The 22,444-nt window shown below is 71.2% G+C and carries 17 protein-coding genes, 1 tRNA gene and 1 pseudogene; 15 read left to right on the top strand and 4 right to left on the bottom strand.

Going from position 1 to position 22,444, the window contains the following annotated elements:
* The first annotated feature begins 18 nt into the window (after window positions 1-18).
* From moaC to P3T29_RS13300, 8 genes and pseudogenes are all read left to right on the top strand, one after another.
* Entirely contained in the window at window positions 19-537 is a 519-nt protein-coding gene (moaC, locus tag P3T29_RS13335) for a cyclic pyranopterin monophosphate synthase MoaC (RefSeq protein WP_280716608.1), read from the top strand.
* Complete coding sequence (locus P3T29_RS13330) at window positions 534-1,028, top strand: MogA/MoaB family molybdenum cofactor biosynthesis protein (protein ID WP_280716607.1); 495 nt, start codon at window positions 534-536, stop codon at window positions 1,026-1,028. Before moaC ends, P3T29_RS13330 begins: the two co-directional genes overlap by 4 nt.
* Window positions 1,025-1,648 carry a GNAT family protein gene (locus P3T29_RS13325; RefSeq protein WP_280716646.1) on the top strand — a complete coding sequence of 208 codons (624 nt, stop codon included), beginning with the start codon at window positions 1,025-1,027 and terminating at the stop codon, window positions 1,646-1,648. The genes P3T29_RS13330 and P3T29_RS13325 overlap by 4 nt, the downstream gene beginning before the upstream one ends.
* 150 nt (window positions 1,649-1,798) lie before the next feature.
* On the top strand, window positions 1,799-2,875 hold the full coding sequence (gene glpR / locus P3T29_RS13320; protein ID WP_280716606.1) for a gephyrin-like molybdotransferase receptor GlpR: 1,077 nt from the start codon (window positions 1,799-1,801) through the stop codon (window positions 2,873-2,875).
* A 102-nt stretch (window positions 2,876-2,977) separates the two neighbouring features.
* Window positions 2,978-3,051 (top strand) — tRNA-Ala (locus P3T29_RS13315).
* A 120-nt stretch (window positions 3,052-3,171) separates the two neighbouring features.
* Window positions 3,172-3,334: pseudogene (locus P3T29_RS13310) on the top strand (LD-carboxypeptidase); the annotation flags it as partial.
* A 94-nt stretch (window positions 3,335-3,428) separates the two neighbouring features.
* A complete protein-coding gene (locus P3T29_RS13305; protein WP_280716605.1) occupies window positions 3,429-4,058 on the top strand; it encodes an RNA polymerase sigma factor in 630 nt (209 codons plus the stop codon).
* Window positions 4,055-5,113, top strand: coding sequence for a CU044_5270 family protein (locus P3T29_RS13300; RefSeq protein WP_280716604.1), 1,059 nt, complete (start codon window positions 4,055-4,057; stop codon window positions 5,111-5,113). Before P3T29_RS13305 ends, P3T29_RS13300 begins: the two co-directional genes overlap by 4 nt.
* Window positions 5,114-5,331: 218 nt before the next feature.
* Here P3T29_RS13300 and P3T29_RS13295 read toward each other — a convergent pair whose 3' ends face one another.
* Window positions 5,332-7,797, bottom strand: a complete 2,466-nt coding sequence (locus P3T29_RS13295; RefSeq protein WP_280716603.1) for a hypothetical protein — start codon at window positions 7,795-7,797, stop codon at window positions 5,332-5,334.
* 755 nt (window positions 7,798-8,552) lie between these two features.
* Between P3T29_RS13295 and P3T29_RS13290 the strand changes: the two genes are divergently transcribed.
* Both P3T29_RS13290 and P3T29_RS13285 read left to right on the top strand, forming a co-directional pair.
* Window positions 8,553-9,740: a hypothetical protein gene (locus tag P3T29_RS13290; protein ID WP_280716602.1), complete on the top strand. Its 1,188-nt coding sequence runs from the start codon at window positions 8,553-8,555 to the stop codon at window positions 9,738-9,740.
* Between the two features lie 145 nt (window positions 9,741-9,885).
* A complete protein-coding gene (locus P3T29_RS13285) occupies window positions 9,886-10,689 on the top strand; it encodes a hypothetical protein (protein WP_280716601.1) in 804 nt (267 codons plus the stop codon).
* A gap of 75 nt (window positions 10,690-10,764) precedes the next feature.
* Here P3T29_RS13285 and P3T29_RS13280 read toward each other — a convergent pair whose 3' ends face one another.
* The 3 genes from P3T29_RS13280 to P3T29_RS13270 all read right to left on the bottom strand — a co-directional run bounded on the left by P3T29_RS13280 (window position 10,765) and on the right by P3T29_RS13270 (window position 16,009).
* Window positions 10,765-13,638, bottom strand: a complete 2,874-nt coding sequence (locus P3T29_RS13280) for a PKD domain-containing protein (protein WP_280716600.1) — start codon at window positions 13,636-13,638, stop codon at window positions 10,765-10,767.
* A 137-nt stretch (window positions 13,639-13,775) separates the two neighbouring features.
* A complete protein-coding gene (locus P3T29_RS13275) occupies window positions 13,776-14,648 on the bottom strand; it encodes a peptidase (RefSeq protein WP_280716599.1) in 873 nt (290 codons plus the stop codon).
* Window positions 14,649-14,662: 14 nt separating this feature from the next.
* Window positions 14,663-16,009, bottom strand: a complete 1,347-nt coding sequence (locus tag P3T29_RS13270; RefSeq protein WP_280716598.1) for a VWA domain-containing protein — start codon at window positions 16,007-16,009, stop codon at window positions 14,663-14,665.
* 92 nt (window positions 16,010-16,101) lie between these two features.
* On the opposite strand from P3T29_RS13270, the gene P3T29_RS13265 reads away from it, so the two are divergent.
* The 5 genes from P3T29_RS13265 (at window position 16,102) to P3T29_RS13245 (ending at window position 22,328) form a co-directional block, all read left to right on the top strand.
* A complete protein-coding gene (locus P3T29_RS13265; protein WP_280716597.1) occupies window positions 16,102-16,989 on the top strand; it encodes an ABC transporter ATP-binding protein in 888 nt (295 codons plus the stop codon).
* The gene (locus P3T29_RS13260) at window positions 16,986-17,666 is read left to right on the top strand and encodes an ABC transporter (RefSeq protein WP_280716596.1); all 681 of its coding nucleotides are present in this window, start codon (window positions 16,986-16,988) and stop codon (window positions 17,664-17,666) included. Before P3T29_RS13265 ends, P3T29_RS13260 begins: the two co-directional genes overlap by 4 nt.
* 145 nt (window positions 17,667-17,811) lie before the next feature.
* Window positions 17,812-19,164, top strand: coding sequence for an FtsW/RodA/SpoVE family cell cycle protein (locus tag P3T29_RS13255; protein ID WP_280716595.1), 1,353 nt, complete (start codon window positions 17,812-17,814; stop codon window positions 19,162-19,164).
* Window positions 19,165-19,265: 101 nt separating this feature from the next.
* Window positions 19,266-20,729: a penicillin-binding transpeptidase domain-containing protein gene (locus tag P3T29_RS13250; RefSeq protein ID WP_280716645.1), complete on the top strand. Its 1,464-nt coding sequence runs from the start codon at window positions 19,266-19,268 to the stop codon at window positions 20,727-20,729.
* A 90-nt stretch (window positions 20,730-20,819) separates the two neighbouring features.
* Entirely contained in the window at window positions 20,820-22,328 is a 1,509-nt protein-coding gene (locus P3T29_RS13245; RefSeq protein ID WP_280716594.1) for a DUF2079 domain-containing protein, read from the top strand.
* Window positions 22,329-22,444 lie beyond the last annotated feature (116 nt).

Here is a 22,444-nt window from a genome sequence, read left to right as displayed (position 1 = left end):
TACCTCTGGAGTTTCACCGTGACCGGACCCACCGGCGACCGCCTCACCCACGTCGACGACACCGGCGCCGCCCGCATGGTCGACGTTTCCGAGAAGGCCACCACCGTACGGACGGCGGTGGCCGCCGGACGGGTGCGGGTCGCACCGCGCGTGATCGAGCTGCTGCGCGGCGAGGGCGTCCCCAAGGGCGACGCCCTCGCCGTCGCGCGGATCGCCGGGATCATGGGGGCCAAGAAGACCCCCGACCTCATCCCGCTCTGCCACCCGATCGCCATCTCCGGCGTCAAGGTCGAGCTCACCGTGACCGACGAAGCCGTCGAGATCACCGCGACCGTGAAGACCGCCGACCGTACGGGCGTCGAGATGGAGGCCCTCACGGCGGTCGCCGTCGCCGGGCTGACCGTGATCGACATGGTGAAGGCTGTCGACAAGGGCGCCACCATCGAGGACGTCCGGGTGCTCACCAAGACCGGCGGCAAGAGCGGCGACTGGCACGCGCCGTCGGAGGCCCAGCAGTCTTCGGAGATCCAGCAGTGAGGGCGCTCGCCGTCACCGTCTCCAACCGGGCCTCCGCCGGGGTGTACGAGGACAAGGGTGGCCCGCTGCTGGTCTCCGGGCTGCGGGAGATGGGCTTCGCCGTCGACGGCCCGCAGGTCGTTCCCGACGGCGAGCCCGTGGAGGCGGCGCTGCGCGCGGCCGTCGCCGCCGGGTACGACGTCGTCCTCACCACCGGCGGCACCGGCATCTCGCCGATGGACCTCACCCCCGAGATGACCGCGCGGGTGATCGACCGTCAGATTCCCGGGATCGCCGAGTCCGTCCGCGCGTACGGGCGGGAGAAGGTCCCCACCTCCGCCCTGTCCCGGGGGCTGGCCGGACTGGCCGGCCGGACCCTGATCGTCAACCTGCCCGGCTCCACCGGCGGGGTCAAGGACGGCCTCGCGGTCCTGGCCCCGCTGCTCGCGCACGCCGTGGACCAGCTCGCCGGCGGCGACCACCCGCGCGCCGCCGAGGGGAGCGCGAGCTGAACGCCGCCTGGCAGGTCGAGCTCCACGAGGGCGAGGTGACGCTGCGCCCGATCCGGGCCCGCGACCAGAACGCCTGGCAGGAGGTCAGCCGCCGCAACCGGGACTGGCTGCGCCGCTGGGAGGCGACCGTCCCGCCCGCGCCGCCCGGGCGCGGCGGCACCCGGCCGTCGTACCGGCAGATGGTGCGGTACCTGCGCGGCGAGGCGGGGGCCGGGCGGATGCTGCCGTTCGTGGTGCTCCACCAGGGCCGACTGGTCGGCCAGCTCACGGTGGGCGGGATCACCTGGGGCTCGATGTGCTCGGCCAACGTCGGCTACTGGGTCGACGAGGGGGTGGCCGGTCGGGGCATCATGCCGACGGCGGTGGCCCTCGCCGTGGACTACTGCTTCTCGGTGCTGGGCCTGCACCGGATCGAGGTCTGCATCCGGCCGGAGAACCGCCCGAGCCGCCGGGTGGTGGAGAAGCTGGGCTTCCGCGAGGAGGGAATGCGGCCCCGCTATCTCCATATCGACGGCGACTGGCGGGACCACCTGGTGTACGCCCTGACGATCGAGGAGGTCCCGGAGGGGATGCTCGAGCGCTGGCGGTCGATCAGGAGCACCCGGCCGTACGGTAATTGAATATATGTTCGAAATAGATATCGATATGGCATCGCCGACCTGCCGAGTGGTCACAAATACCGGCAAAATAGTCTGAGAATCAGCTTGATCACACGACACGCCGTGCCAAATTGCTGCCGGGGCTTCCCCCACGCCCGTACCGTGTGAAACGTGAGCAGTAGCGGCCTTATCTACGCGGTCATCGTAGGGGCATGGGCTGCCTATCTGGTGCCGATGTGGCTCCGCAGGCAGGACGAGCTCAACGAAGCCCGTCCGACGGAACGCTTCAGTACCGCGATCCGCCTGCTGGCCGGCCGTTCGGCCTTGGAGCGGCGGGCGTCCCGGGCCCTGGGCGACGAAACACGCGACGAAACACGCGACGGAACGCGTGACGAACCCCAGGGCGGTCCCGAGGGTGGCGACCTGGTACCGGCTTCCGGCGCGGAGCCGGAGCCGGAGCCGGTCCCAGACCTGCCCTCGTCCTCGCCCGCCTCCGCTGACGGCCTGTCCTCCCCCTCCGCCGAGGCGGAGCGGGTCCGGAGTCAGGGCGAGCACCGGGAGCGCCGGGCCAGGCTGCTGGCGCGCCGCCGACGGATGGTCACCACGCTGTTCCTGGCCTTCGCGATCGGCGCGGTGGTCGCGGCGGTGTCGGGGGTGGCCTTCCTCTGGGTCCCGGCCCTGCCGGCGGCCCTCCTCACCCTGTACATCGGCCACCTGCGGCGGCTCGAACGCCTCCGGTACGAGGTCAAGCTCGACCGGGTCCGGGCGGCGCAGGCCGCCGAGCGGCTGCGCGACCGCGAGCGGGCCCGCGCCCGCGAGGAGCAGTCGGAACCCGTCCAGCGCCGTACCGCCCGCAGCGTGACGCACGACGCGGCACACCCGGTCGACACCAGGCGCCCGCACCTGCGCCTGGCCGTCGACCCCGGCGGCCACGAAGAGCAGCCCGGGGCCACCGCCTCCGCCCTGGTGGAGGCGACCGACCACGAGGAGTGGGTGGACGGCATGCGCGAACGCAGCGCGGCCGGCCCCGACTCCTGGGAGCCCGTCCCCGTCCCGCTGCCCACCTACGTGACCGCCCCGGTGGCCCCCAGGGTCACTCGCGGCCTCGACCTGAACGCCCGGGGCACCTGGGACTCCGGCCGGACCACCGAAGCCCGCAACACCCCCCTCTTCGACCAGTACGCCGACCCCTCCACCCGCCTGCCCGAGAGCGACTACGCCACCCGCCCCCGAGCGGCCAACGAGTAGCCCTCCCACCCCCGCCGCCGGTCAGCGCCCTGCGGCGGGGGACGCTCCACCTCGGGGGTGGTCACGGACCACCTCCGGAAGGTGCTAAAGTTTCATCTCGTTGGGGCTGTGGCGCAGTCCGGTAGCGCACCTCGTTCGCATCGAGGGGGTCAGGGGTTCGAATCCCCTCAGCTCCACCCGACGACTGTTCACGAGTTCTGCTCGTGAGTGGTCACGAGATCCCGTCCGATCCTTGTGATCGGGCGGGATCTCTGCGTTGTGGGGGCTCGTTCGAGGTGGTGTGCGAACTCGGTGGGCAACAGCGGGAGGCCGTCATACGGGCTCTGCAGCAGTACGCCCCCCCACGCCATGGCAGTGGTCGACGTCGACCTCGGCCACGCCGACCCACAACTCGTGATTCCCATCGGGGGACGAATCCGGGTGGACTGCCCAGCACGCCGGATCATCGTCACCAACTGACCCAGGGCGGGCGAGCAGTTGGCCACCCTGACCGTGACGCAGATCACTGGAACTGTTCCGTGTCGGCCGGACAACCACAGGTGTGGACTTTTCGATGCACGAACGGATCAGGGCCGGGGATCCCGGCGCCTTCCGGCAGTTGTTCCAGGAGCACGCGCAGGCGGTCCGCCAGCACGCGGTCCGGGTGAGTGGTGACCATGCCGGCGCCGAGGACGTCATGGCAGTGGTCTTCCTGGAGGCATGGCGCCTGCGGGGCAAGCTCCGCGACGAGGGGACCACGCCTCGGCCCTGGCTGATGGGCATCACCGTCAACGTGCTGCGCAACCGGGCTCGGGCCGCCCGTCGGCATGCGGCCGCCCTCGCCCGCATGCCGGCGCCCGAACCCGCCCCGGACTTCGCCGACGAGCTGGTCGGCCGCCTCGCCGACCACGAGCAACTCCTGGCTGCCAAAGCCGCGTTGGAGAAACTCCGGCGTGGGGAGCGCGAGGTGTTCGCCCTGTGCGTGTGGGCCGGCCTCAGCTATCCCGAGGCCGCCGAGGCGCTGGGCATCCCGGTCGGCACCGTACGTTCCAGGCTCTCCAGGGCCCGCACCCGGCTGCGTGCCCTGGCCGACAAGGAACTCCGGCAGGCTTCGAGAATTCATCCGGAACCCCTGCGGGCAGCCGGACAAGTACAGGGTGGCCGGATGGTTCCGGCCCGGCCGTACAAGGAGCGGAACAGATGACCAGCACCCCGAAGCGGCGGCAGCCGCTCGACCACACGGAGCTGAGGCACCTGCTGCCCGCGGCCGGAGCAGCTGCCGCCCCGCTCGGCCGGCAGCGCCAGATCGAGGAGTTCCTGATGAACGAGATCGCCCGCACACCCGAAGCCGCAGTGCCGGTCCGCCCGGTGGCCAGGAGCCGTCGTCGGCTGCTGATCGCCGTTCCCGCCACACTGGCGTCCTTCGCCCTGGCCGCCACCGTGGCGGTCCTCACACCCGGCGACCAGGGAGCAGCCCCCGTGCGGAGCGAGCGCGTCGCCGCCCCCGTCGTCCCGGTCACGGTCGGCTCCGTCACTGGCCTGGCCGGCGCGGTGGAGCGGATCTCCCTGGCCGCCCAGGCCACGCCCGACCTCGTCCTGCGCCCGGGCCAGTACGTCTACATCGAGAGCACCGTCTCCAACCTCACGGGTTCGACCGTCGGCGGCGGTACGTCGAAGGTGTGGGTCGACAAGCCCCACCAGCGGCAGGTGTGGCACTCGGCCGACGGGCGCACCGGCTGGCTCACGGAGGAGGGCAGGACCCCGGAAGGTGGCACGGCGCTCAACTCGGGCACCGGTGCCTACCTCAACGTCCCCTCCTACGACTACCTGCGCACCCTGCCCACCGACCCGCAGGAACTGCTGCGGAAGATCTACGCCGAGACGAAGGGAGCCGGCAGCGGGCCGGACCAGGAGGCCTTCGTCACCATTGGCGACCTGGTCCGCGAACAGGCCGTGCCCGGTAAGCTCGCCGCCGCGCTCTACCAGGCCGCAGCCCGTATCCCCGGCGTCGTCCTGGTCGACAGTGCCACCGACGCCGCCGGGCGCACCGGCATCGCCATCGCCCGTACCAACACCGCCAGCGGCTCCCGCGACGAGATCATCTTCGACCGCACCTCGTACGCCTTCCTGGGCGAGCGCAGCGTCCAGGTCACCGAGGTCTCCGGGGTCGAGCCCGGCACCGTCACTGCCAACACCGCCGTCCTCAAGCGCGCCGCCACCGACGCCCCGGGCATCCGGCCCGGCACCGCTCAGGCCTGACCACCCCGCCCGCCGCCACCGGCCTCATCCTCGGGGGCGGCGGGCGGACAGCTTTGACTCCTCGTCAGGAATTGCTGCTGCGGTCCACAGATGACGGCCTCCGAGAACAGATCTCGAAGGCCGTCATCACTCACCACAGGCGATCACTCGCAATTCGCCAGCGGAACCGACGGGTTGTCGGGCGGGGCGAATCGGTCGGATCGCGGTACGTACCTGCCTCAGAGGGTGGAGTAGTACCCGAAGACGTCGACGACCAGGTCGGTGGTGCCGGGCCCGGTGTTCCAGAAGTCGACGATGCCGCCGGGGCCGGGCGTCGCCTGGACCAGGTTCGGTACGGTGTCGCCCTGCTTCCAGTTCAGCGTGGAGACCAGCGGCCGGTTCGGCCAGGTGGCGTACTTGTTCTGGTACGCCTCGATGTAGTTCGGGTCCGGCGAGACGGTGAGGTAGCCGCCCCCGGTGGTGTTGGTGACGGCGGTGTTGAGGACGAACCCGGTGTCGCCCGGGTCACCGAACCGCGAGTAGATGTAGTAGTGGCTGCTGTCGTACAGCGGCCCCCTGCCCCAGGTCCGGGTGTCCAGCCAACGGAACGGGGTGACCGGCAGGTAGGCGCTGGCGCCGACCGGGCTGTAGTAGCCGACGACGTCCACGACCACGTCGGCCGAGCCCCAACTGCCGTTGTAGATCTTGATCTTCCCGTCCGCGCCGACCGGCGTGATGACCGCGTTGGCGACGGTCTGGCCGGGGCTGTAGTTCAGGTTGGACGCCGTCGGCAGCCCTGTCCCGTCCGGGAAGACCGTCAGGTAGCCGCCGCCCTGCGGGTTCGTCACGGTGACGTTCAAGGCCACGGCGGTGACGCCGTTGGCGGGCAGCGAGCCCACGTTGTTGCCGGCGATCTGCACGGTGAGCGAACCGCCGCCGGATACCGCGCCCTTGGCCGCGCCGACCCCGAGTCGGGTGTCCACCAGGCGGCCCGGGTTGGTGGCGGTGTAGCCACTGGAGAACGAGCGGGTGAAGTAGCCGGTGATGTCGGCGATCAGATCCACCGAACCCTTGCTGCCGTTGTAGAACTCCACCTCGCCGTCCAGACCGATCGGAGTGATCGTCAGGTTCGGCACCGTCTGCCCGGGGGTGTAGTTGACGTTCGAGGTGCCCGGCCGGTCCTTGCCCGCCGGGTAGGCGGTGATGAAGCCGCCCTGCTCCGTGTCGGTCGCGGTGACGTTCAGCGCGGCGGCGACTGCGTCGGCGGGGATGCCGCCCTGGCCTGCCACCTTGATCTGCACGGTGGAGAACGGCGCCACCTTGGCGGTCGGCGCACCGGTGCCGTAACGGGTGTCCAGCAGGCGGGTGGGGCCGTAGGCGGTGTAGTGCGAGCCGGCGGTGGTGATGTCCACCGAGTTGGCCACCTGGTCGCCCGTCCAGTTGGGCGTGACGGTGACGGTCACGGTGTACTTGCCGGGCTTGGCGTAGGTGTGCCGCGGCGCCCCCGGAGTGGTCGGGGTGACGCTCGGGTAGTCCCGATAGCCGTCGCCCCAGGCCACCTCGACGGTGTAGCCGGAGGCTGTGCCGTTGCTGGTGAGCTTGATCGCGGCCTCGACACCACGGGCGCTGGTGTCCTTGACGGACAGTGCGACCGCAAGGCCCGGGTCGGTGCTCAGGTACTCCACCGCGCCACGGCTGGTGTGCGGCTTGTTGCCGTAGAAGTCGACGTCCAACTGCCCCGGCGCCGTCGGATCGGCGGTGCCGATCGCGGTCGAGCCCTGCTGGAGCGCCAGGTCCTGGCCGCCGTACATGCCGCGGATCACGGTCGACCGGGGCGCCACGGTGTCGACGGTGTCGTGCACGCCCTGGCCGGTGGCGGCCTGGAAACCGGCCAGGGTCTGGTAGGCCGTCCCGCCGATGCTGTACGGGACGGTGCCGTTGCCGGGCGGGAAGTAGAAGGTGTTGGTGTCGGCGCTGGTACCCGCGACCGCGTCGGCCGCGACCCGGACGCTCGGGTCCCAGGGCTGCGCCTTCGCCAGGCAGTCCTCCTTGTATCCGCCGTTGGAGTTGGTGAGGGAGTTGGAGTCCACGAACAGGTTGTTCCGGACACTGACGCCGGTCGACGCGCCGTCCAGGTCCAGGGCGGGGGAGCACCCGCGCTGGACGGTGTTGCCCGCGACGGCCAGCCCCTTCACCCCGGTGGCGACGACGCCGCCGTTCGCCAGTGCGTCGGCGGTGAGGGTGACCCGGCTCGCCCCGGGGGCGATCCGGACGGTGGCCTTCCCGGCGGTCCAACGCCCGATCCGGGCGTAGGTCCGGCTGACCGTCACATCGCTGGAGGTGCCGTCGACGGTGATGGCGTCGCCCTGCCAGGAGTAGACGAGGCCGGCGTCCATCGTGACCCTGGCCGAGTTGACGATCCGGAGCGCCGGGACGCCGTCGGACTGTACCTGGAGGTTGCGCAGCGTCACATCGGTGACGCCGTCCAGGGTCAGCGCGGGTTGCCCGGCCAGCTTGTCGAGGGCAGGGATGCCCGCGTTGCCCATGCCGATGACGGAGATGCCCGAGGTGTGGATCGTCACCGACTCCGGCAGATAACCCTCCTGGATCTGCACCGTGTCACCAGGCTGGGCCGCGTCCACCCCGTGCTGGACGGTGCAGAACGGTGCGGACGCGGCGCCCGTCCCGGTGTCGGTCTGGCACACCCGGGGGCGACGACAAGCGTCCGGCCGCTGCCGGCCGTACGGCTGCTCAGTTGGCCCTTCGGCAGCTCCCGGGGGATGCGGTAGGACTTCTCGGCCGGGCTGTCGAAGGTCTCCAGCGCGGCAGAGCGCGCGGCCTCCAGCCCGGCGGAGGCCGCCGGGGCCTGGACGGCAGCGGGGCCGCCGTCGGCGGCGTGGCCGACAGCAGGTATCAGTGCGAGGCCGGCCGTGAACAGGGCGGCGGTCGCAGTGAGGCGGCGTTGGGACACCGACCCTCCAGTCTTGGGTAGTGCGCGACGCAGAATGCGCCGAAGCCTAGCGCGTGCGTTCGAATCCACGGTGAGCTGGGGGGCGAGCTGCCATCTTCCGTTACCTGTAACCGAGTTCGCCCACCAGGCAGCCCGTCGATGCTGTTGGCGCATTTGTGAGGGATCGCCTGTGGTGAGTGATGTCCGCGAACAAGTACCGGTCCGCGTAGACCTGGCTGTTGTGCTCCCACTCATGTCGCACGATGGGCTTCCCCAGGACGGCTTCGAACCAGGTGGCGGTGCGCTTGGCAAGTTCGTCAGGAGAACCGATCGCTTCCATTGCCGGACTCGTCGGCCGCTCCGGAAGGAAGTACAGCCGATTGTGGAGGTGGTCTTCCCGGGCGGTGGAACCGACTGTGCAGCGGAATATCCTCAATCGCTGACATCCGGTCTGCTGTAGCGTCTCCCAGGTCACTAGTCGTACGCGTGTTGACTCGGGGGAGTGCCACGGTGAACCGTTGGCTGTCCACGGTGCTGGCTGGGGGGTGCGCCCTGGCTCAGGCGACCCTTCTGTTCGTGCTTCACCCGCTGGTCCTTTTTGAGGCCGGCGGTGGCGCCTCCCGTCCGGCCGACGCCGACGTCCGGGTGCTGGGCCTGAGTTTCGACGGCTTCATGGTGAAGGACACCGGCCACCTTGGTGGGTGGGTGCCGCAGTTGGTCTTCGTCGTGCTGTCCGCCGTGCTGATGTACACGGTGTTGCGGGCTGCACCGGATGCCCGGCCGCGGATCCGGACCGTCCTGGAGTTGTTCGGGGCGATGCTGTTCGCTGCGGGGATCGCCGAGTTGCTCAGCCTCGCCATGGACCCCGCTCGGCGCCCGTCGGGTCTGACCTACACCGATTGGTTCGTCTATCTCCAGTTGAAGCAGGAGTGGGCCGCGCCCGTGCAGTTCGCACTGCTGACCGGCTGGGTCGTACTTCCCCCGTGGGCGGCGATGTGGCTCCTGCGGCGCCTGCCGACCGTTCGGGAACTGGTGGGGGAGACGGCTGACGGATGCGGTGGCAGCACGGAGCCAGAACCGGTTCCGGTACTTGCCGCCGCGCGTGAGCACCGAGACGCGATCTTCGCCGGACTCATTCCGGTCGTGCTGCTGGCGGTGGCCGGCGGGCCTGTCCTGAGGCACACGAACGTACGCCAGCTGAAGCAGGCCTCGATCACCTTCGACCCGGATCTCTGGCTTCCGTACCATCCTCCTGCGCTGGTGGATGAGTGGAGCGGAGTCCTCTACCCGGCACTGCGGATGCGTCCCCTCAAGACGGAGAACATCGGCGGGTGGCTGGGGACGCTGGTGATCTGCGTCGTCCTGCTCGCGGTGCTGGCGGCGGCGCTCCGAGCCGTGGCCGCTCGGATGGCCGGGAAGCGCCCGTTGCGCCTGCTCATGGAGTGCTGGTGTGCAACCTTGCTCGCGGCCATGGTGGCGGCTGTCGTGGAGATCTGCCTGCTCAACGGTGTCGCTCCGCGCATCACGCCCGGCTTGGCTCACCCCTTTGATGCGGCGAGCGCCGACGCAGTCCGGTTCGGCACAGTGTGGGGCTGGGCTACGGGCGTTGCGTTCCTTGGCGCGGTGCTGGTGCGTGGGCGTCGTCAGCACCCTACGGAGTCGAGTGTGGGCGAAGGGCAGCTGAGTCATGTCGAGTAACCGGGTACGGGTGCGCAGGACCGGGGCACTTACGCGGAGGAGCGTCCGCCGTGGCAGTGGGCCCCGTCCGGCCCCTGCGGCTGCTCGTGACCGGTTGAAGTACTTCAGGAGACCGGCGGCCTGGCTCGTGGGGATCCTCGTGGCCGTGGCGAGCATGACCTTCCAGGACGTACTGACCAACACCGCGAAGACGGTCCTGGCGCTCGACAGCCTGCCGGACAGGCTCTCGCCGCAGAACGCCATAGAGGTGGTCGAGGTCAGAGACGTCACGGAGACGGGGAACTTTCTGGTCCGTGACGATGCGAACGGACGCTTCGCCAGAGTGCTGACCTCCGGTCAGCCCTGGGCACAGAAGGCCGACATCGTCGAGGTCGGACAAGCCGAATGGATGGTCACTCTCCGAGGCCGTGCCACTCAGCAGGTCCGGATCACGGACATCGTCCCCGAGTTGGAGGGAGGCAGCTGCTCGTCGCCGCTCTCCGGCAGCCTTGTCCACGCCCCTGGACAGGGTGGCGCGGATGTCATCCCGCTCGACGTGACCATCGATGCCCCGGTCCCCAGGCTCACGGTGTACGCGGAGGGTGACAGCAAGGGCCAAGAGCCGTATTTCACCGGCGCCAAGGCCAGGAACATCACGCTGGACAGGAACGAGAGCGAGGCGTTCCTCATCAGGGCCCAGGCGAACCTGGGTTACTGCCGCTGGCGCTACCGTATCCACTACCAGGTGGACGGCACGACAGCGGAGCTGGTGCTCAACCGCCCGGATGGCAAGCCCTTCGAACTGACCGCCGAACTGCCCGACGCCGGTGGCTACACCTCCGTCTACTTCCCGTCTTTCCTCTGCGCCCGCGGCGGCTACGACCCCCGTGAATGGTTCACGTCGACGGGCAAGGAGTACGCCAGTACCCAGCACGTGGGCGTTGGTGTGCCCTGTTCGCAGCACCGATGATGTCGGCGGACGCCGTAGTGTGCGCGAGGCCCCGACGGGTCGTCGGGGCCTCGGTGTGGTCGTACTGTCGGGTGGTCAGTTCGCGTAGTAGCCCTGGATGTCGGCGATGACGTCCACGCTGCCGGAGCGGTTGTAGATGTCGATGTAGCCGTCCGGGCTCACCGGTACCAGGACATTGTTGGAGTTGGTCTGCCCGGCGTCGAGGTTGAGGTCCGAGGTGGTCGGACGGGGTGCGCCGTCGGTGTGGGCGGAGGCCGACAGCCAGGTGCCGGCCGTGCAGCCGACGCCGGTCAGGTTGAGCAGGACGGCGTTCACCCCGCTCGGGATGCCGTTGACGCCGGCGACCTTCACCTTGAGCGTCGAGTCGGCGGTCAGCTGGGTCTGGGGTGCGCCGATGCCCTGTCGGGTGTTCAGGACCCGGGTGGGCGTGACGGGGAGGAAGGCCGATCCGATCGCGGAGCTTGCGGGGTCTCCTCCGCCGACGTAGCCCTCGACGTCGGCGATCAGGTCGACGTTGCCCGAGTGGTTGTAGAGCTGTACCTGGCCGCCCGGGCCGATCGGGGCGACCACCAGGTTGGCGGAGGTCTGGCCGGCCACGAAGTTCAGGCTGGACGCGCCCGGCAGCCCGCCGCCGGCCGGGACCACCCCGACCCAGCCGGCTGCGGTGGCGTCGGTCTCGGTGACGTTGAGGATCACCGCCGAGGCTCCGTTGTAGGAGTTCGCGGGCAGCTGCAGGGAGAGGACACCGCCGGGCCCGACGCCGTGCTGTCCGGTGCCGATGCCGTACCGGCTGTCGAGGACCCGGGTCGGCGCGTTCGCCGTGACGAAAGCGCCGTTGGTTGCGGTGGTGCTGTAGTAGCCCTCGACGTCGGCGACGAGGTCGACGCTGCCCGAGTGGTTGTACAGGTCGACGTAGCCGTCGGCGCTCACCGGGACCGTCACCAGGTTCGGTTCGGTCCGGCCGGGGCCGAAGTTCAGCGTCGAGGCGGTGGGCAGCGGCGACCCGTCCGGGTAGGCGCCGACCCAGGTGTCCGCCGTGGCGCCCGTCCCGGTGAGGTTCAGGGTCACGGCGGTGACGCCGTCGGCCGGCACCCCGCCGACGCCCGCGACCTTGAGCCGTACGACGCCGCCCGCGCCCACCTGCCCCTTCGGCGCGCCGATGCCCGCGCGCGTGTCGAGGAACCTCGTCGGCCCGGACTGCACGAACGCGCTGCCGACGGTGACCTGCCGGCTGGTGGTGGCGGTGTTGCCGCCGTCGTCCGTCACGGTGAGGGTGACCGGGTACATACCCGGGTGCGGGAACGTGTGGGATCCGACGAAGTGCGCCGGATCGACGAGGACGCCCGGATCGATCAGGTCGACGGCCGGGGTGCCGTCGCCGTAGTCGACCATCTCGTGGGTGATGCTCCAGTCGTCCGTGGTGCCGATGGCCAGGGTGTACGTGGTCAGGCTGGGCTCGTCTCTGAGGTGGCTGATGTCGAGGTTCGGCACCAGCGGCGCCACGGGCACGACCTGGACGGTCCGGTTGCGGGGGCTGGAGACGAGTCGGCCGGCCGCCGTGGTGGCCGTGACGGTGACCGGGTACGTGCCGTTGACGGCGTAGACGTGGGTGGCCGTCGGCGTCGCCGACACCACCGGGGCGCTGCCGTCACCGAAGTCGAAGGAGTAGCTCGATATGCCGGTGTGCCATGGGTTGTTCTCGACAGCCGTGACGGTCTCGGTCAGCGGACCCGGCCCCTTGGACGCGGACAGCGTGGAGGCGATCGAGTAGGGGTCCTGGCGCTCCCGCGAGCCTCGGTCGTAGTAGCCGACCCCCGTGCCCGTGTTGGGGACCAGCGGGTCGTCGACGCGGGCGTTTCCGTACATGTCCGTGGGCAGCCCGCCAGGCGCGTTCGCGTCGGCCGAGTCGACGAGCGGCGCGTTCAGGGCGGTCAGGGAGATGCCGGCGGGGACGACCTGGTGGTAGTCGTGGGCGCCGTGCCCGGTCGCGGCCAGGAGCGCGGCCGGGCTCGGGTAGGACTTCCCGGCCCAGTTGTAGGGCGCTCCGGTGTCCCCGCTCTCGATGGTGTTGTAGTCGTAGGTGGTTCCGCCGACCGAACCGGCGGACACCACCACCGGGGTTGAGGCCCCGAAACGACTGCAGTCGCCCGCGTACCCCGTCTGCACCGCGTTGTTCTCGATGGTCGACCCCGTCGATGCTCCGGTCAGGGAGATCGCCGTCGGGCACCCGTCGATGTTGGTGATGGTGTTGCTGACGATCACGGTTCCCGGGTTGTCGACCGCCGTGACCGCGGTCTGGGTCGTCTCGTCGTCGATGAGGTTGGTCGTCAGCGTGACCCCGGTCGCCCCGGAGTCCACCGTGACGGCGCCCTGGCGGCCCATGGCGGTCAGACTGTTGCGGCTCACCGTGACCGCGCTGCTGTGCCCGTCGATGTGGAGGGCGGGCGCGGCGTTGTCGTTCTCGTTGCCGGAGACCATCCCGTCGCTGTCCAGGGTGACCCGGGTCGACCCTGTGACGGCGGCTCCCGTCGACGTCGATCCGCCGACGGCCTGGAGCCCACGGACGACGACGTCGTGCACATGGTCGAAGGTGAGCGCCGGCCCGGTACCGGCGTAGAGGCGCGCCGTCGGAGCCATCTTCGCCGGTGGCCCGGCGAAGATGATGGGCGCGCCTGCCGTACCCGAGTGGGTGAGGTCCACGGCGCCGTAACTGCCGGCGGCGACCTGCACCGTGTCGCCCGGCTGTGCGGCGTTCGCCGCCGCCTGGACGCCGCAGTACGGCTGCGCCTGCGTACCGGCGTCGGCCGCGCTGTCGGAGCAGTTCGCGGTCTTCGCGTTGTTCACGTACAGCGTGCTGCCGGCGGCGGTGGCCGCGATCGGGACGGCGAGCGTGCCCGCACCGACGACGAGGCTGACGGCCGCCAGGGCAGCCAGCGAACGGGTGGTCAAGATTTGCCCCAAGTGATCGCAGTAGATCGACAGACGGCACATCATCACACCCGCCTCGGCGCGGGCCTGGGGCGGGGCCGCAAGGGGAACGCGGAAGGGCCCGGCCGAGACGGCCGGGCCCTTCCACACCGGGTACGTCAGGAGCGGCCCGCGTACGAGTCGTAGCGGGGGGCCGGAGCCGGGGGTGCGGGGTGGTGGTGGCGGTGTCCGCGCGGGTGGCGGGTGAGGGTGTAGCCCCCGACGCCCGCGAGGGCGGCCAGGGCGGCTCCGCCGAGCGTCCAGAACCAGCGGGTGTTCCAGCCGGAGAACAGGCCGGAGTACCAGTGGGACTTGGGGGTGGCGGGGGCAGGGGCGGTCAGCGTGGGGGCCGGCGCGGCGGTGGAGCCCGCGTTGACCGGCGGGACCAGGGGGGCCTTGAACTCGCCGCCCTCGGGCTGGGCGTTGTCCGCCCCGCCCTTGGCGGTGATGTGCAGCTGCACCTGGGCCGCGAGGCCGAGGTCTTGGGCGTCCACATCCGTCAGCGACAGCCGGACGTAGTACGTGCCCGGCAGCGGGTCGCCCGACCACGGCTCGGCCCAGGAGCGGATCTGCCGGAGCGTGCAGCTCAGCGCCACCGAGTCGTCGGCGGTGGCGGCCGTCGCGTTCTGCGGTCCCGCAGTGCAGGACTGGCGGCGGCGCAGCCCGTCGAACAGCTCGACCGACCAGGTCTGCGGGCTGTGCCGCTGGGCGGCGGGTGGCAGGGTGACGGTCACCCGTACGGTGTCGGTCTGCCCCTCGGAGGCGGCGAAGGCCCAGTAGAGGTAGTCGCCGGTGGAGGCGGGTACGGCGGCGTCCTGGCCGGGCGCGAGCGTGGTCGCGGTGAGGAAGGACGTACCGGCCGTGGTCACCGGGGCAGGGGACCCGGACGCGGAGGACGCGGACGGGGACGGCGTGGCGGCGGTGGCGGCCGGAGCCAGCACCGGGACCAGGCCGAGGGCGAGCAGGCCCGCTCGGAGGATTGTCTTACGCACAGTAAGTCGCATGGTCAGTTCTCCCGCCAGACAGCGATCCGCCAGCGTGCGATCCAGCCGAAGAGCAGGCCGGTCAGCAGGCCGGCACCGGTGAGCACCAGCAGCAGCACCCAGCCGCGTCCGAGCCCGGCAGCCGGGCCGTCGGGGGCGGGGGAGGCGGCTGCCACGGCCACGGTCAGTTCGAGCGGCAGGCCGGGGTCGGCCTGGGTGCCCGGCTGCGGGGCGAAGGAGTTGCTGACGACCAGGCAGACCGCAGGACTGGCGGCAGCGGAGGCGGCGGCAGCGCTGGTGGTGAGCGTGGACGGCGAGGCGGTGACCGCCGGGGCCGACCAGCGGAGGCCCGTCGAGGCGACGTCCGTCCGGCCGCTGCCCGCGTCCGAGCCGCGTACCAGCTCCTGGCCGCCCTGGTCGGTGGCCTGCAGCAGTACGCCGTAGTCGCGGGCGACCGCGCGGTCCAGCGAGACGCTGACCGAGGCGCGCAGCTCCTGGCCGGGCTTGACCGGCACCCGGTAGATCCGGTGCTCGGAGAACTTCTCCCGGTCGCTGTAGACACCGGGCGCCAGGAGCGGCGCGGTGGCGCACTGGTCGGTGCCCGCCGTCTTGGCGGGGGTCACCTGGTAGGTGTCGGCGGCGCGGTTGACGAGCTGCTCGACCCTGTTGGTCAGCTGGACCTGGGTGTGGATGTCGGTGAAGGTGCCGCCGGTCGCGTTGGCGATGCACTGCAGCTGCTGATCGATCTTGCCGTCGTGGGACAGGCCCAGCGTGTCGACCACCAGGTGGGTGCCCTGGGCGGCGAGTTCACGGGCCACGTCGCACGGGTCCGGCGGGGAGCAGTCGTCCTCGCCGTCGGTGATCAGCACGATCCGGCGGGTGGTCTGCCCGGTGCCGAGGTCCTGGGCGGCGCCGCGCAGGGCGAGGCCGATCGGGGTCCAGCCGGTGGGGCGGAGGGTGGCGATGGCCGTCTTGGCCTCGACCTTGTCCGTCGTCCCGACCGGGAAGAGCACCTTGGTGTCCGTGCAGCCGTCGGTCTTGTCGCTCACCGGGTACGTCGCGCCGAGCGTGCGGACGCCGAACTGGGCCTCGGGGGGCAGGGCGTCGATCACCTCGTCGATCGACCGCTGGGCGACCGAGATCCGGCTCTTGCCCTCGATGTCGGTGGCCCCCATCGAGCCGCTGACGTCGAGGATGAGGTCGACTCTGGGGGCCTCGGTGCTGCCGCCCTCGGTCGTGGTCGGGGCCGGGGGGCTGGTGGGTTCGTCGGCGTACGCCGGGAGGCCGCTGAGCAGAGCGCCCGCGGTTATCGCGAGAGCCGCGAGCAGCCCCAGCGGCCCGGCGGGCAGTCGTCGTCTGGTGGTCGTCACGGGCCGCATCCTATGGATCATCAGTTCCGAATGACCAATGCGGCACCTTTCGGGGCGAACTAGGCTGCGGCCCAAGGGGAGAGGGGTGCCGGGTGAGGCTGAGCGGGGTCGGCAAGCGGTACGGCCGAGGTGCGCCATGGATTCTGAACGGTGTGGAACTCGCCGTAGGGCCAGGTGAGTTGGTGCGGATCGAGGGGGCGAACGGCAGTGGCAAGTCGACGCTGCTCAAGTTGGTCGGCGGCGTCGAGCCGCCCAGTGCGGGGACGGTCGTGGTGCCCGGCCGCCGGGCGTACGTGCCCGAACGCTTCCCGCCCGCGCTGCCGTTCGACGCGCGGACGTACCTGGGCCACCTCGGCCGGATCCACGGGCTGTCCGCCGCCGAGTCCGCCCGCCGGGCCGGGTACTGGCTGGACCGCTTCGGCATCGCCGACCGGTCCGGCACCCCGCTGAGCCGGCTCTCCAAGGGCACCTGCCAGAAGGTCGCCGTCGCCCAGGCCCTGCTCGCCGAGGCCGACGTACTGCTGCTGGACGAAGCCTGGACGGGCCTCGACCAGGCGGCCCGGCTGCTGCTGGACGAGGCGGCCGCCGAACGCGCCGCCCAGGGCGGCCGGGTGCTCTTCGTGGACCACGACCCCAACCGGCTGGCGGGCGTGGCCACCGCCGCGTACGCCGTCCGGGACGGCGAGCTGCGCGCTGTCGACCCGTCACCGGACGACGGCTCGGGCCGCTCGGTACGGATCGAGGTGGGCGGCGGTCCACTGCCGGAGTGGCTGCCGGGCGACCCGGACCGCAGGCGGTCGGCCGACGGCGGGACGGTCCTCGACGTACCGGCCCGGCACTCCGACGCGCTGCTGCGCCGCCTGCTCACCGGGCAGCCCGCCGCCCACATCCGTTCGGTCCGGCCGCTCGACGGGACGACGTCTCCCGACGGAGCAGCGCCGCCCGCCGGAGCAGTGCCGCTCGAGGGGACGAAGCCGTGACCGCCCTGATCCGCTATCAGCTGGAGTTGCTGTTCCGGTCGCAGCGCTGGCTGCCGCCCTTCCTGACGTACGTGCTGCTGATGGTGATCGGGATCTCGGCGGGGGATGCGCTGCTCGGCGCGTACAGCTTCAGCACGGCGGTGTTGCTGCCGGTCACCGCCTGGTACGTCCGCTGCACGGCGACCGGCGAGTCCGCCGCCTCGCGGGCCTGCCTCGCGGCGGCGGCCGGGCAGCCGCGTACGCACCTCGCCGCGCTGCTGGCCGCGCTGCTCACCGGGCTGCTCCTGGGGGTGGCCGGGCTGCTCGCGGTCTGGGCGGTCGGCGGGCGGACCACCACACCGCCGCAGCCGGAGGCGCCGCTGCCCCAGGTGCTGCTGGCGGGGCTGCTCGGCACGGTGGTGTGCGTCCTGCTGGGGGTGGCGGTCGGGGTGCTCTGCACCCGTCCGGTGCTGCTGCGCGCGCAGTACGGCATCCCGGTGAGCCTCGGCGCGTCGGTGCTGGTGCTGGTGGTGGCCGGCTCGCCGGCGAACGCCGTCGTCCGGTCGCTGGTCACCGCCTCGCGCACGGCCCGGGTGACCTTCCCGGTGGCGGCCCTCGCCGAGTCCGCCGTGCTGGCCGCGCTCGTGGTCGCCGGGGCGGCGGTGCTCGCCGGGCGCCGTACGGAGGGTGGCGACTGACGGGCGGTCAGGGTGCGGTCGGGTTCGGCCAGGGTGTCGAAAATCGGACACACCGGGATCAACGCCAATAAATATGGCTAATCCTCGTTAGGGTGCAGGAGCATGCGGCCCCCGCGTCCGCCTCCCGAGCCCGACAGGACGGCCAGTGGCGTCACCCTCAGCAGCAGCCAGGTCCGGACCGCCGGTCGCCGGCCCGGTCAAGAGCCGCCGCAACACCGAACTCGCGCTGGTGGTCGGCGCGGTGCTGATCGCCGTCTTCGGGTACGTCGAGGTCGGCGCCAACATCGACGGGAAGCTCCCGTCGGGGGCGGTCGGCTACGGAGCGGCGCTGGGTGTACTGGCTCTACTGGCGCACGGCGTGGTCCGTTGGAAGGCCGCCTACGCGGACCCGCTGCTGCTGCCGATCGCGATCCTCCTCAACGGGATTGGACTGGTCGTCATCTACCGCCTGGACCGGGCCACCCCGAAGAGCGCGGCGGCGCCCACCCAACTGCTCTGGTCGGCCCTGGGGATGGCACTGTTCATCGGGGTCGTCATCCTGCTGCGGGACCACAAGATCCTCCAGCGCTACGCGTACATCGGCGCGCTGGCCGCGCTGGTCCTGATGGTGCTGCCGATCTTCTTCCCGCCGGTGTACGGCGCCCGGATCTGGATCAAGGCCGGGCCGCTCTCGCTCCAGCCGGGCGAGTTCGCCAAGGTGTTGCTGGCGGTCTTCTTCGCCGCGTACCTCGCCGTCCACCGGGACGCCCTCGCCCTGACGGGCCGGCGGGTCTGGAGATTCCAGTTCCCGCGTGGCCGGGTGCTCGGGCCGCTGCTGCTGATCTGGGCGGTCTCCGTCGGGGTGCTGGTGCTGGAGACGGACCTCGGGCAGTCGCTGCTCTTCTTCGGGCTCTTCGTGGTGATGCTGTACGTGGCCACCGCGCGCACCGGCTGGATCGCCATCGGGCTGATCCTGGCCGCCAGCGGGGTCGCCGTCGTCGGCTGGCTCTCGCCGCACGTGCACAGCCGGGTGTCGGACTGGCTCGACCCGCTCGGCTCGATCGCGGCCGGCCAGGGCGCCAACCAGATCGCCCAGTCGCTCTTCGCCTTCGCCTGGGGCGGCGTGCTCGGGGCCGGCCTGGGCCTCGGCCACTCGATCCTGATCGGCTTCGCGGCGAAGTCCGACTTCATCCTCGCCACCGTCGGCGAGGAACTCGGCCTGGTCGGGCTGGTGGCCGTCTTCCTGCTGTACGCGCTGCTGATCTCCCGGGGCTTCCGGACCGGGGTCGCCCTCAAGGACCCGTTCGGGCGGTTGCTGGCGATCGGCCTGGCCGCGATCGTGGGACTGCAACTCTTCGTGGTCGCGGGCGGCGTGCTCGACCTGATCCCGCTGACCGGTATGACGCTCCCGTTCATCGCCCAGGGCGGGTCGTCGGTGGTCACCAACTGGATCATCGTGGCGCTGCTGGTCCGGATGAGCGACGTGGCCCGCCGCCCACTTCCGGAGGCCCGGCCGTGATCTTCCGTCGCCAGCGGCCCGACCCGGAGAAGCCCGGTCAGGACGGGCCCGGCAAGGACAGGCCCAAGGGCTCGGCCAACGGCCCGCAGGGACTGCCCGGCATCTCCGTCACCGGCCGCCGGGCGGGCACGTTCTGCCTGCTGCTGATCGTCGCACTGGCCGTGCAGGCCACCCGCGTCCAGGTCTTCAAGGCCGATTCGCTGAACCACAACTCGGCCAACCAGCGGCTCACCATCCAGCGCTACGCCCAGCCGCGCGGCAACCTCCTGGTCGGCGCCGAGCCGGTCACCGGCTCGGCGCCGACCGGCGGCCGGTACGACTACAAGCGCACCTACACCGACGGCTCCCAGTTCGCGGCGGTCACCGGCTACTCGTCGCAGGTCTTCGGCAACACCCAGCTCGAGGGCGTCGAGGACGGCCTGCTGACCGGTACCGACAGCCGCCTGGCCGGCTGGGCGGTCTGGGACGAGGTCGCCCGTAAGCAGAACCCCGGCGGCGACGTCTACACCACCATCGACAAGGCCGCCCAGCAGGCGGCGACCCAGGGGCTCGGCGGCCAGAAGGGCGCGGTCGTGGCGATCGAGCCGGCCACCGGCCGGATCCTCGCGCTGGCCAGCACGCCCTCGTACGACCCGGGCACCTTCGCCGGCTCGTCCAACGCGGACCAGGACGCCTGGAACAAGCTGCAGGCCGACACCAACCAGCCGCTGCTGAACCGGGCGCTCCGCCAGATCTACCCGCCGGGGTCGACCTTCAAGGTCGTCACGGCGGCTGCGGCGCTCTCCAACGGAGTGGTGACGGACCTCAACGCGAGCACGGGTGCTCCGTATCCGTACATTCTGCCGGGTACCACCACCGAGCTGGTCAACGACACCTCCTCCTGCGATCAGGCGGGCCTCTCCCTCGACATCGCGATGGTCTACTCCTGCAACAGTGTGATGGGGTATCTCGGCGCGCAGGTCGGGCTCGGGAGGATGGTCTCGATGGCGGAGAACTTCGGCTTCAACGACCCGAAACTGGACATCCCGGTCCGGCCCGCCCGCAGCAACTTCGACACCAGGATGAACCAGTCGCAGGTGGCCCTGTCCTCGATCGGGCAGTTCGACACCGCGGCCACCCCGCTGGTGATGGCGATGGTCGCGGCGGGCGTCGCCAACAACGGCACGGTGATGTATCCACAGCTTGTGGACAAGCTGACCAGGAGCGACGGCAGCACCGTCCAGCTCATGAAGCCCACCACCTACAAGCAGGCGATGAGCCCGGGCGTCGCCGCGCAGGTGCAGCAGCTGATGGCGGACGTGGTGGAGAACGGTACCGGTCGGAACGCCCGGATCAGCGGCGCCACCGTCGGTGGCAAGACCGGTACGGCCCAGCACGGCGTGGACAACACCGGGGTGCCGTACGCCTGGTTCATCTCCTGGGCCAAGCCGAGCGGCTCCGGGAACGTCCCGCCGGTCGCCGTCGCGGTGGTGATCGCGGACAGCAGCGCGACGGACGTCACCGGCGGTGGGCTGGCGGCGCCGATCGCGAAGTCGGTGATGCGCGCCGTTCTCACCGGGGGCTGACAACTCGTCTGGCATGATCTGCCAGATCTGCGACGTACGGGAACCAGTTCTCGTACCAGAGAGGCGCGTAATCTCCGGGGGGGAACAGGCATGGGCAGGTTGGCGGCAGTCGACTCGACGAATAGCGAAGCCGGGACAGTCGGGATACCAGGGACAGCGGGGACCCAGGAGACATCGGACACAGCGGAAGCGGCCGCGATACCGGAGATACCCGGGCAGGCCGCCGAGCGCCGGCCCGCGCGGTACCTCCCCTGGGGCCTCGCCCTCGCCTTCTTCGCGCTCTACACCCTGTACTCCTTCCGACGGCACGACCTGGTCCTCACCACCGGGTACGACCTGGGCATCTTCGAGCAGGCGGTACGCGGCTACGCCGAGGGCCACGGGCCGATCGTGGCCCTGAAGGCGGACGGCTTCAACCTGCTGGGCGACCACTTCTCACCGGTGCTGGCCCTGCTCGCGCCGCTGTACTGGCTCTGGCCGGGCGCCAAGGCACTGCTGCTGGGCCAGGCCGCGCTGCTCGCGCTCGCGGTGGTGCCGCTGAGCGGTTGGGCGCTGCGGCGGCTCGGCACGGTGGCCGCCGTGCTGGTGGGGGTCGGGTACGGCGCCTCCTGGGGCGTGGCCTCCGCCGTCGGTTTCGACTTCCACGAGGTCAGTTTCGCGGTGCCGTTGGTCGCCTTCTCGGTGGTGGCGCTGGGGGAGCAGCGCTGGCGGGCGGCAGTGCTCTGGGCCGCGCCGCTGGTGCTGGTGAAGGAGGACCTGGGCGTCACCGTCGCCGCCGTCGGCGGGTACGTCTGCTGGCGGGGAGCGCGTCGGCTCGGGCTGTGGACGGTGGTGTTCGGCCTGGCCGCCAGCGCACTGGAGATGCTGGTGCTGCTGCCCGCGATGAACCCGGGCGGCAGCTTCGCCTACTGGAGCACGCTGGGCGGGGCCGGCGGACACAGCCTGCTGTCGCTGCCGCTGGAGCTGGTCACCCCGGCGGAGAAGGCCAGGACGCTGCTCCTGCTGCTCGCCCCGACGGCCCTGCTGGCGATCCGTTCGCCGCTGCTGCTGATCGCCGTCCCCACCCTCGCCTGGCGAATGCTCTCCAGCAACCCCGCCTACTGGGGCACGAGTTACCACTACAGCGTGGTGCTGATGCCGATCGTCTTCGCGGCCTTCGTGGACGTGCTGTCGAGGCGGGGTGGCGGGGCGCTGTCGTCGTGCTGGACCCGGGGGGCGCCGGCGGTCGGTCTCGCGGCGACGCTGTTCCTGCTGCCGTGCTACCCGCTCGGGCAGCTCGGCACGCCGGGCTTCTGGCGCTCGTCGGTCCGGGCCGAGGCCGCACACTCGCTGCTGGCGCGGATCCCGTCCGGAGCCAGGGTGGCGGCCTCCAACCGGCTGGTACCGCAACTGACCGACCGCTGCACCGTGTTCGTGTTCGGCCTGCCCCAGCAGCCCTGGTCCACGGCCCAGTGGCTCGCGGTGGACGACGGACAGCCGATGGGCTGGCCGCTCACCCCGGCCGGGGAGCGGGCACAGCTGGCGCTGGCCGAGAGCGTCGGGTACCAGGTCGTCGGGTCCGAGGGCGGCGTCACCGTGCTGCGATGGCCCGTCGGGTAAACCACCACCGCTCCGCACAGCTGTGACAGCACTGTGACGGCCGACGTGATGCCCGTCACGGGCCTGAAAATAAGGCTCGGTTACCGTGGGGAGCTTGTTCTCCGGTCACTGGGACC

The sequence above is a fragment of the Kitasatospora sp. MAP5-34 genome, from assembly GCF_029894335.1.
Taxonomy (GTDB): domain Bacteria; phylum Actinomycetota; class Actinomycetes; order Streptomycetales; family Streptomycetaceae; genus Kitasatospora.
The sequence above is the reverse complement of the archived record's forward strand: the minus strand, read 5'-3'. Positions and strand labels throughout refer to the sequence as shown.